Source organism: Streptomyces katrae (genome assembly GCF_000717655.1).
In the GTDB taxonomy this organism is placed as follows: domain Bacteria; phylum Actinomycetota; class Actinomycetes; order Streptomycetales; family Streptomycetaceae; genus Streptomyces; species Streptomyces katrae_B.
Genome location: NZ_JNZY01000079.1, coordinates 1 through 8,779 on the forward strand (window position 1 = coordinate 1; position 8,779 = coordinate 8,779).

Below are 8,779 nucleotides of genomic sequence, written 5' to 3' on the forward strand. Positions count from 1 at the left end.
CTCCGACCCCGAGCACCCGGACCCCGCCCCACGCCCACGCCCCCGCCCCCCTTACCCGCCGCCGCACCACCTGCACAGAAGCCACCCCCCGTCGTACGCTGATCTGATGAGAACTCCCAGGCAGGCAGCCCGCATTGTCATCCTCTCTCCGACCGGTTCGGTGTTTCTCTTCCGTGAGAACAACATCGAGGTCGGGATCCACTGGCTGCCGCCCGGCGGGGGGATCGATCCCGGGGAGACTCCCGAGGAGTGCGTGCGGCGGGAGTTGCGGGAGGAGACCGGGTGGACCGACCTCGAGCCGCAGCGGCTGCTCTGCACCTGGGAGCACGACTTCACCCACGAGGGGATCCCCGTACGCCAGCACGAGCACATCTACGTCACGGCCGGCCCGCACCGCGATCCCGTCCCGGAATCGCCCGACGCGCACTGGCGCTGGCTGTCGCAGCAGGCTCTGGCTTCGCTCGGGGAGCCGCTGTGGCCGCCGCGGCTTGCGGAGCTGCTGGCCGACACGCCGGCCGAGCCGGTCCACCTCGGGCTCGTGGTCTGACGAGGCAATGAGGACAGTTACTGACCTACATCATGGCTAGAGTCCTGGCACTGCCATCGACGACGAGCCGAGGAGCTTCCATGTTGCGAGGTCTGACCACCGTCAGTTTCTGGGCCGCCGATCTGGACGCGGCCAAGGCCTGGTACACCGAACTCCTCGGTACCGGCCCCTACTTCGAGCGGCCGGGGTACGCCGAGTTCCGGCTCGGCGACTACCAGCACGAGCTCGGGCTGATCGACCGCCGCTACGCGCCCGCCGGCGCGCCCGCCGAGCCGGGCGGCGCCGTCGTGTACTGGCACGTCGACGACGTCGACGCGACGCTCGAGAAGCTGCTGTCCATGGGCGCGAAGCAGTACGAGCCGCCCACGGAGCGCGGGCCCGGCTTCGTCACCGCCTCGGTGGTCGACCCGTTCGGCAATGTCCTGGGCTTCATGTACAACGCGCACTATCTCGACGTGCTCGGCGAGCGCCCCTGAACCGGCGCCCGCGGCTCGCCGGGCGCCCGCGGCTCACCGGGCCGCGGAGGTCGCCTTCGCGTACAGCGTCGCCGCGTACTCGCCCAGGATCGTGCTCGTCGAGACGTCGTCCGTGTCACCGCCCGTCAGGATGCCGATGATCTTGCCGTCCTTCGCGAGCCAGGCGCTGCCGCTCGTGCCGCCCGGGAAGTCCGCGCAGTCGAAGCGCTGTTCCGTCTCGGTCTCGCGGACCGCCGATGCCGTGCACGTGCGCGGGACCTTGCGGTCCGCCGGGTAGCCGGTGACGGTGATCTCCTCGCCGGTGCGCCCCGTGGTGTCCAGGATGGCCGCGCCCGTGACGTCCTCGATGTTGCGGCCCGTGGCGTCCGGGGCGAGGCGGGCGAAGGCGAGGTCGTAGTCGTCGTCCGTGCCGTCGGCCCAGCGGGTGTCCTCGAAGACCTCCTCGATCGTCCAGGCTCCGTACGGGGCCCCGCCGTTCGCGTACGCGGGTGCGAAGACCGCTCCCCCGTCGCCGGCCTTCCCGGCGACCAGGCAGTGCCCGGCGGTGACGATCAGGTTCTTCCCCGGGCTGTGTACCACCGTGGCGGTGCAGAAGTGGTCACCCTGAACGCCGCCTTCGAACAGGGCGCCGGTGAAGGCGGCGGGGCTGCCCGGACGGGGCGTGCCCGAGGTGTTCAGTTGCGGCTGCTTCGCCGCTTGCGATCGCGAAGACGGGCTCGGCGAGGGCTTCGCCGGGGCCGCTGCCTCGACGCGCGCGCCCGAGCCGCCCTGCGTAGCCGGTACCACCTTCGTCATGGCAGCGGACGCGCCCAGCGCCGCCACCGCGCACAACACCCCGGTCACCACGGTCCGCTTGTCCACCGCCACCGCCCCTCCCACTTTGCTCCGGCGAAGCATGCCTTGATGTTCACCTTCGCCGCAAGGGGACCCCCGGGGCCCCGCCTACGCGCCCGCCCACAGGCCTTCCGGCGTCAGTCCCAGCAGGTCGATCGCGTTGCCGCGCACGATGCGGTCCACCACGTCCGGCGCGAGGTGGGACATCTGGGCTTCCCCCACCTCCCGGGACCTGGGCCACGTCGAGTCCGAGTGCGGGTAGTCCGTCTCGTAGAGGACGTTCGCCACGCCGATCGAGTCCAGGTTCTTCAGCCCGAAGGGGTCGTCGAAGAAACACCCGAAGACGTGCTCCGCGAAGAGCTCCGACGGCGGCCGGTGCACCTTGTCCGCGACCCCGCCCCAGGCGCGGTTCTCCTCCCAGACCACGTCCGCGCGTTCCAGGATGTAGGGGATCCAGCCGATCTGGCCCTCCGCGTACATGATCTTGAGGTTCGGGAAGCGCTCGAACTTGCCGCTCATCAGCCAGTCGACCATCGAGAAGCAGCAGTTGGCGAAGGTGATGGTGGAGCCGACGGCCGGCGGGGCGTCCGCCGAGGTGGACGGCATGCGCGACGAGGAGCCGATGTGCATGGCGATGACCGTGCCGGTCTCGTTGCACGCCTCGAGGAACGGGTCCCACTCGTCGGTGTGGATGGACGGCAGCCCCAGATGCGGCGGTATCTCCGAGAAGGCGACCGCGCGCACGCCGCGCGCCGCGTTGCGGCGGACCTCGGCGGCGGCCAGCCGGGCGTCCCAGAGCGGGATGAGGGTGAGGGGGATCAGGCGGCCGCGGGCGTCCGGGCCGCACCACTCCTCCACCATCCAGTCGTTGTACGCCCGTACGCCGAGCAGCCCGAGCTCGCGGTCCTTGGCCTCGGTGAAGGTCTGGCCGCAGAAGCGGGGGAAGGTCGGGAAGCAGAGCGCCGACTGGACGTGGTTGACGTCCATGTCCGCGAGGCGGTCGGGAACCGAGAAGGACCCCGGGCGCATCTGCTCGTACGTGATCACCTCCAGCCTGATCTCGTCGCGGGCGTAGCCGACGGCGGTGTCGAGCCGGGTGAGGGGGCGGTGCAGGTCTTCGTAGACCCACCAGTCGCCGATCGGGCCGTCGTCGCCCTTGGCGCCCATGACGGGGGCGAACTTGCCGCCGAGGAAGGTCATTTCCTTCAAGGGGGCGCGGACGATCCGGGGGCCGGTGTCCTGGTATTTGGACGGGAGCCGGTCCCGCCAGACGTGGGGAGGTTCAACCGTGTGGTCGTCCACCGAGATGATCTTCGGGAAGGTCTCCATGACGCCCACGGTAGCGTCAATCTGACGAACCGTCAGCTAGTTGGAGGGTGATTGGGAAGTGATCGGTCCGACACGGGCTGACGGGTAAGCGCAAGACAGGGCAGACTGGCCCTTACACCGACGGAAGGCAGGGGGGACGACAGATGGACGGCATACCGGCCATCCCGCACCAGCGGAACCACCCCGAGGCAGCCCGGCGCCACTTCGCTGCCGCGCCGGACGCCACGGCGGGGACCCGGCCCGGCAGCCCCGCCGACCCGCCGGACACCGCGCGCGGCGCCCGCGCCGGTACTCCGGGGGCCGCTTCGGCCGTCACACCGGATGCCACGGCCGGCGCCACGGCCACCGCCGCATCCGGAGCCCGGCCCGCCGCCACGGACTCCGCCGCCACCCCCGCCGAGGCGGACGCGGCCAGCGCCCCCGCCGCCCACCCCGCCCCCACCGGCACCCGCTTCGCCGTCCTCGGACCCATCCGCGCCTGGCGCGGCGGCGAGGCGCTGCCCTCCGGCACCCCGCAGCAGCGCGCCCTGCTCGCCGCGCTCCTGCTGCGCGGCGGCCGTACCGCCACCGCGCCCGAGCTGATCGACGCCATCTGGGGCGAGGACCCGCCGCAGCAGGCCCTCGCCACCATCCGTACGTACGCCTCGCGCCTGCGCAAGGTCCTCGCGCCCGGCATGCTCGTCAGCGAGTCCGGCGGCTACGCCATCCGCACCCCCGCCGGCGCCCTCGACCTCGGCATCGCCCGCAGCCTCGCCGCCGATGCCGAGCAGGCCCGCACCGCCGGCGACCGTACCCTCGCCCGTACGCTGCTCGCCCGCGCCCTCGACCTGTGGGACGGCGAACCCCTCGCCGGGGTCCCCGGGCCGCACGCCGAGACCGAGCGCACCCGGCTCGCCGAATGGCACCTCCAGCTGCTGGAGACCCGCCTCGACCTCGACCTCGAGCTCGGCCACCACGCCGAGGCCGTCTCCGAGCTCACCGCGCTCACCGCCGCCCACCCGCTGCAGGAACGGCTGCGCGAGCTCCTCATGCTCGCCCTGTACCGCAGCGGCCGTCAGGCCGAGGCGCTCGCCGTGTACGCCGACACCCGCCGGCTCCTCGCCGACGAACTCGGCGTCGACCCCCGGCCCGAACTCTCCGCGCTCCAGCAGCGCATCCTGCGCGCGGACGCCGAACTCGCCCGCGCCGAAGACCCGGTCCCGGCCGCCGCGCCCGCACCCGTGAGGCCCGCCCAATTGCCCGCCACCGTCGCCGACTTCACCGGCCGAGCCACCTTCGTCAACGAGCTCGGCGAGATCCTGTCCGGCGTCGGGGGCCAGGTCATGGCCGTCTCCGCGCTCGCCGGGATCGGCGGTGTCGGCAAGACCACCCTCGCCGTGCACGTCGCGCACGCCGCCCGCCCGCACTTCCCCGACGGCCAGCTCTACGTCGACCTCCAGGGCACCGAGCCGCGGCCCGCCGAGCCCGTCGCCGTCCTCGGCTCCTTCCTGCGCGCCCTCGGCACCCCCGACACGGCCATCCCGGACACCGCCGCCGAGCGGGCGGCGCTGTACCGCTCCACGCTCGACGGCCGCCGGGTCCTGGTCCTGCTCGACAACGCCCGCGACGCCGCCCAGGTCCGCCCGCTGCTGCCGGGCACCGCCGGCTGCGCCGCCCTCGTCACCAGCCGGGTCCGCATGGCGGGCCTCGCCGGGGCCCATCTCGTCGACCTCGACGTGATGAGCCCCGAGGAGGCCCTCCAGCTGTTCACCCGGATCGTGGGCGCGGAGCGGGTCGGCGCCGAGCGCCAGGCCGCCCTCGACGTGGTGGGCGCCTGCGGCTTCCTGCCGCTCGCCATCCGCATCGCCGCCTCCCGGCTGGCCGCGCGCCGGACCTGGACGGTCTCCGTCCTCGCCGCGAAGCTCGCCGACGAGCGCCGCCGCCTCGACGAGCTCCAGGCCGGCGACCTTGCCGTCAAAGCCACCTTCGAGCTCGGCTACGGCCAGCTCGAGCCCGCCCAGCAGCGCGCTTTCCGCCTCCTCGGCCTCGCCGACGGACCCGACATCTCGCTGGCCGCGGCAGCCGCCGTACTCGACCGGCCCGAGCACGAAACCGAGGACCTCCTCGAGGCCTTAGTGGACTGCTCCCTCCTCGAATCGGCAGCTCCCGGCCGCTACCGCTTCCACGACCTCGTACGCCTCTACGCGCGTGCGTGCGCCGAGCGCGACGAGCAGCCGCCGAGCGGCCGCGACGCCGCGCTGGACCGGCTGCTGGACTTCTACCTCGCCACCGCCTCCGCGGTGTACGCGGTGGAGCGCCCCGGCGACCGGCTCCCCGCTCACCTGTCCGCGACCCACTACCCCGGTCTGCGCTTCGCCGAGCCGCGCGCCGCCCTCGACTGGCTGTACGCCGAGGCGGACCCGCTGCTGGCCTGCGTCCGGCAGGCCTCCGTACGCTCGACCGGGCAGGCGGACGTACTGCGCCGGGCGGTCGACCTCCTGTGGGCGGCCAAGGACCTCGCCGAGTCGGGGGCCAACTCCAAGCAGTACGAGTCCGCCGCCGTGGCCCTGCGCGACGCCGCACACGCCGCGAAGGACCCGCATGCGGAGGGCCGGGCCCGGACCACGCTCACCAACGTCCACCTGGTCGCGGGCCGCTTCGGCGAGGCCGACGACGAGGCCCGGCAGGCGACGGTCCTGGCCCGCGAGGCCGGCGACCCGCTGCCCAGCTGCTGGGCGCCCAACGACCGCGGGATCATCGCCCTCTACCAGGGCCGGCACGCCGACGGCGAGCGGTACCTGCTGGAGGCCATCGAGAACTTCCGCGCCGACGGCAACCACATCGGCGAGGCCAGCGCGCTGTGCAACCTCTCCCGGATCCACGTCGAACTGGGCCGGCTGACCAGCGCCATCGACCTCGCCGAGCAGGGCATCGCCATATACGACCGGATGGGCCTGACCCTGCGCCTGGCCAACGGCCGCTACGCGCTGGGCATCGCCCTCACGCAGGCCGGCCGGCTCGGTGAGGCGCAGGAGCAGCTCACCGAGGCGCTGTCGCTGTTCCACGACAACCGGCAGCCGCTGTGGGAGGGCGTGACGCACTTCCGGCTCGCCGTGGCCCACCTGGCCGCGCACCGGCCCACGCTGGCCGCTGCGCACGCCGAGCAGGCCATCGCGCTGCGCGGGATCGGCGGGGAGTGGCGCCGGGCGACCGTGCTGACGGTGCTGGGCAAGGCGCTGCGCAGGCTGGGGCAGCGGGACCGGGCGCGGGTGTGCTGGCGGGATGCCGAGGTCGTCTTCAAGCAGCTGAAGTCGGCCGAACTGGCCGAGGTGCAAGCTCTGCTGGCTTCGGAGATCGCGGCCTGAGCTGGGCCGACCGGCGGATGAACGAGGCATTCATCGTTCGTTTATCGCCGCCCGCCACGATAGGTGCATCGACTCACCGCGTCGGGGGGCGCGAGAGTCGGCTGGAGGACCGCCCGTTCGGCGGTCCGCGGGGGAATCGCCGAACGGGCCCGACCCATCCATCAGGAGAACCGATGACGACGAACGAGAACATCCTGCCGAACGACGGCGACATCAAGCCGATGGACAACCACGCGTCCGGCATCGAGATCAAGCCGCTCGACGACAGCCTTGCACCGGGCGTCGACATCACGCCGATGGACAACCACGCCTCCGGCATCGAGATCAAGCCGCAGGACAACCACGCTTCGGACGAGGACATCGTGGTGATGGACAACCACGCGTCCGGTACTCGTCCGTAGGACGTCCCACGGGGGATACGGGGGACGGGGGGACGGTCCCACGGGGGATACGGGGGACCGGGAACAACGGGGGAACCACGGGGGACACGGGGGAACCCGAGGGGGGTCACGGGGTCACGGGGGGACCCGTGAGAGATCAACGGGGGAGCACAACAAGGACGGCGGTCGCGGTGGCCCGGAGGGGGAGCCACCGCGGCCGCCGTCGCATGCCCGCGTCACCTCGGTTCACTAGGCTGTGACCGTGTTCACCTCTCAGGGACCCACCGTCCGCGAGCTCGCCGTACAGGCCCTCTCCTCCGTCGAGCGCGGGTACGACCTGCTCTCGCCCAAGTTCGACCAGACCCCCTTCCGCACTCCGGACCGCATGCTCGACGCGGTGGAGGAGACGCTCGCCCAGTACGAGGGCTCCTTCGGCGCCGGGCTGGACGTGTGCTGCGGGACCGGCGCGGGGCTGGGGATGCTGCGGCGGCTGTGCCGGGACCGGGTGACCGGGGTGGACCTGAGCGCCGGCATGCTGGCCGAGGCCGCGCGTGCGCACCCCGACGAGCGCATCGACCTCGTACGGGCCGACGCGCGGGCGCTGCCGCCCGAGCTGGCCGGCTCGTACGACCTGGCCGTCAGCTTCGGGGCCTTCGGGCACTTCCTGCCGGCCGAGCGGCCCGCCCTCTTCTCCGGCGTCCACGCCGCGCTGCGCCCGGGCGGCCTCTTCGCCTTCCCGATCGGGGCGCCGATCCCGCCGACCTCGCCCGTGTGGTGGGCGGTGGCGGGGTTCGACGCCGCGATGCGGGTGCGCAACGCGGTGTGGCGGCCGCCGTTCGTCATGTACTACAGGACCTTCGCGCTGGGCGGCGTCCGGGCCGACCTGCAGGCGACCGGCTTCACGGTGGAGACCCTCCCGCTGGAGCCCTTCGGCCGCCGGGACGACGGAACCCCCCGCTGGCGCCTCCTCCTGGCCCGGAAGCCCGGCTAGCCGAGCGCCCGCCAAGCACCGGTACGTACGCACAGGGTTGAGCAGGCTGGCCCCGCACCCTCTGGAGGACACCATGGCAACCGAGCTCCCCGAATGGATGCTCCCGCCCCGCCCGAGCGGCTGGGAAGCGGACGACCTCGACCACTGGCCCCAGGCCCCCCGGCACACCGAGCTCATCGACGGAGCGCTGATCTTCATGGTGTCCCCGCAGCGGTCTTGGCACTCGCGGCTCGTGGGAAGGCTGACCACCAGGCTGGAGCAAGCAGCGCCCGACGGCATGGTTATCGAGCGGGAGATGACCGTCCGGCTCGACAAGAGGAGCCGCCCCGAGCCGGACATCCTGGCCACGACGGTCGCCTACGACCCCGACCGCACCCGCTACCTCCCCGAAGAGGTCGTCCTGGTCATCGAAGTGGTGTCCGAGGAGTCGGCCGACCGCGACCGCTCGATCAAGCCCTTCAAGTACGCCCAGGCCGGGATCCCCCACTTCTGGCGGGTCGAGGACGAGGAGGGCGAGCCCGTCGTTCACGTCTACGAGCTGGACACGGTCACCCGGACGTACGTGCCGACCGGGATCCATCGCGACCGGCTCAAGGTGGCGGTCCCGTTCCCCGCGGACATCGACCTGGGCACGCTCACCCCTTGATCAAGCGGGCGCGGAGTTCGCGTTTCAGGACCTTGCCGCTCGCGTTGCGCGGCAGTTCCGCGACGAACTCGACGGTCCGCGGGACCTTGTAGTTGGCCATCTCCCGGCGGGACCAGGCGATCAGGTCGTCGGCCGTGAGGGTGGAGCCGGGGCGGCGGACCGCGTACGCCTTGCCGACCTCGCCGAGGCGGGGGTCGGGGACGCCGACGACGGCGACGTCCGCGATGTCCGG

Annotated in this window: 9 protein-coding genes; 6 read left to right on the forward strand and 3 right to left on the reverse strand. The window is 72.7% G+C overall.

Annotation, left to right across the window (positions count from 1 at the left end):
• The first annotated feature begins 106 nt into the window (after positions 1-106).
• Together IF09_RS0139175 and IF09_RS0139180 are read left to right on the forward strand one after the other, a co-directional pair.
• The gene (locus IF09_RS0139175) at positions 107-547 is read left to right on the forward strand and encodes an NUDIX hydrolase (protein WP_030304282.1); all 441 of its coding nucleotides are present in this window, start codon (positions 107-109) and stop codon (positions 545-547) included.
• A gap of 80 nt (positions 548-627) precedes the next feature.
• Positions 628-1,023 (forward strand): VOC family protein, encoded by a 396-nt coding sequence (locus tag IF09_RS0139180; RefSeq protein WP_030304284.1) that lies wholly within the window; start codon positions 628-630, stop codon positions 1,021-1,023.
• Between the two features lie 33 nt (positions 1,024-1,056).
• Here the strand turns inward: IF09_RS0139180 and IF09_RS0139185 are convergent, their stop codons facing one another.
• The gene (locus tag IF09_RS0139185) at positions 1,057-1,884 is read right to left on the reverse strand and encodes a trypsin-like serine peptidase (RefSeq protein ID WP_234321338.1); all 828 of its coding nucleotides are present in this window, start codon (positions 1,882-1,884) and stop codon (positions 1,057-1,059) included.
• Positions 1,885-1,965: 81 nt separating this feature from the next.
• Positions 1,966-3,186: an amidohydrolase family protein gene (locus tag IF09_RS0139190; RefSeq protein ID WP_030304287.1), complete on the reverse strand. Its 1,221-nt coding sequence runs from the start codon at positions 3,184-3,186 to the stop codon at positions 1,966-1,968.
• Positions 3,187-3,329: 143 nt separating this feature from the next.
• On the opposite strand from IF09_RS0139190, the gene IF09_RS0139195 reads away from it, so the two are divergent.
• The 4 genes from IF09_RS0139195 to IF09_RS0139210 all read left to right on the forward strand — a co-directional run bounded on the left by IF09_RS0139195 (position 3,330) and on the right by IF09_RS0139210 (position 8,547).
• Positions 3,330-6,530 (forward strand): AfsR/SARP family transcriptional regulator, encoded by a 3,201-nt coding sequence (locus tag IF09_RS0139195; RefSeq protein ID WP_030304294.1) that lies wholly within the window; start codon positions 3,330-3,332, stop codon positions 6,528-6,530.
• Positions 6,531-6,703: 173 nt separating this feature from the next.
• Positions 6,704-6,931, forward strand: a complete 228-nt coding sequence (locus IF09_RS0139200) for a hypothetical protein (RefSeq protein WP_051833668.1) — start codon at positions 6,704-6,706, stop codon at positions 6,929-6,931.
• 241 nt (positions 6,932-7,172) lie between these two features.
• On the forward strand, positions 7,173-7,901 hold the full coding sequence (locus tag IF09_RS0139205; RefSeq protein ID WP_030304298.1) for a class I SAM-dependent methyltransferase: 729 nt from the start codon (positions 7,173-7,175) through the stop codon (positions 7,899-7,901).
• 73 nt (positions 7,902-7,974) lie between these two features.
• Positions 7,975-8,547 (forward strand): Uma2 family endonuclease, encoded by a 573-nt coding sequence (locus IF09_RS0139210; RefSeq protein ID WP_030304300.1) that lies wholly within the window; start codon positions 7,975-7,977, stop codon positions 8,545-8,547.
• Here the strand turns inward: IF09_RS0139210 and IF09_RS41400 are convergent.
• The coding region (locus IF09_RS41400; protein WP_037637230.1) for an AMP-binding enzyme at positions 8,537-8,779 on the reverse strand (243 nt) is incomplete at its 5' end. The genes IF09_RS0139210 and IF09_RS41400 overlap by 11 nt on opposite strands.

What these genes read in the sequence shown, in the direction of transcription:
- IF09_RS0139175 (WP_030304282.1), top strand. Translation starts at nt 107, where the DNA reads ATGAGAACTCCCAGGCAGGCAGCCCGCATTGTCATCCTCTCTCCGACC.
- IF09_RS0139180 (WP_030304284.1), top strand. Translation starts at nt 628, where the DNA reads ATGTTGCGAGGTCTGACCACCGTCAGTTTCTGGGCCGCCGATCTGGAC.
- IF09_RS0139190 (WP_030304287.1), bottom strand. Translation starts at nt 3,186, where the DNA reads ATGGAGACCTTCCCGAAGATCATCTCGGTGGACGACCACACGGTTGAA.
- IF09_RS0139195 (WP_030304294.1), top strand. Translation starts at nt 3,330, where the DNA reads ATGGACGGCATACCGGCCATCCCGCACCAGCGGAACCACCCCGAGGCA.
- IF09_RS0139200 (WP_051833668.1), top strand. Translation starts at nt 6,704, where the DNA reads ATGACGACGAACGAGAACATCCTGCCGAACGACGGCGACATCAAGCCG.
- IF09_RS0139210 (WP_030304300.1), top strand. Translation starts at nt 7,975, where the DNA reads ATGGCAACCGAGCTCCCCGAATGGATGCTCCCGCCCCGCCCGAGCGGC.